General features: G+C 44.2%; 1 protein-coding gene. It reads left to right on the top strand.

What is annotated here, in order from left to right; translation table 11 throughout:
- The coding region (locus ACFIJ7_RS09685; protein ID WP_375645207.1) for a ShlB/FhaC/HecB family hemolysin secretion/activation protein at positions 1-813 on the top strand (813 nt) is incomplete at both ends.

The following is an 813-nucleotide window of genomic DNA, read 5'->3' as shown; positions in this document are numbered from 1 at the left end:
TCAAGGAGAAATCACCACGGCTTTTCCAAACCTTATTGGGAAGCCGACCAATCTGCGCCAGATAGAGCAAGGGCTTGATCAAATCAATCGGCTTTTCTCACGCCAAGCTACCATTAATCTTGGTGCGGGGAGCAATTCGGGTGGTTCGATACTCGATGTTCATATTGAAAAACAGAAACCTTGGCTTATTACGCTTTCCAGCGATAATCTTGGCGCTAAAGCAACAGGGCTTTATCAAACGCGCTTGAGCCTTTCTTTTGATGATCTGTTAGGGATCAATGATCAATGGTCGTTTAGCTATCAGCGCTCCATGGATGATGGTCCGTATCATTTTTCTCACAAGCGTCCCAATAGTGATACTCTAACGGGATCATTTTCTCTTCCCTATGGCACTTGGACAACAGGTTTTGATGGGACGTGGAGCCAATATCATTCAAGTGTTAAGGGAATATTTTCCGATATTATGACTGCGGGTAAGTCTTTATCGCTGACGCCATGGATTTCACGGGTTATCGACCGTGATCAAGAGGGCAAGACCTGGGTTACGGGACGGTTGACATGGAAATATTCTGATAATTTTATTATGGGCAGTCGGGTTGATGTTTCCAGCCGTAAATTGGCTATTGCAACCTTTGAGCTTGATCATTCGCGCAAGTGGCTTGGAGGAGAATTAAGCGCGCATATAGGGTTTCATAAAGGTTTGGCAATTCTTGGCGCTTATGATGATAAAGAGCAAGAGAATGCAACAAAAAATTCACCCAAAGGGCAATTTTCCAAATTGTCTTTTTCTCTAGGCTACGTGCGTCCTTTTTC

This window comes from Bartonella sp. MR100HLJHH (assembly GCF_042194215.1).
Lineage (GTDB): Bacteria > Pseudomonadota > Alphaproteobacteria > Rhizobiales > Rhizobiaceae > Bartonella > Bartonella grahamii.
Note: the sequence above shows the minus strand (reverse complement) of the source record. Positions and strands in the feature narration are given on the sequence as shown.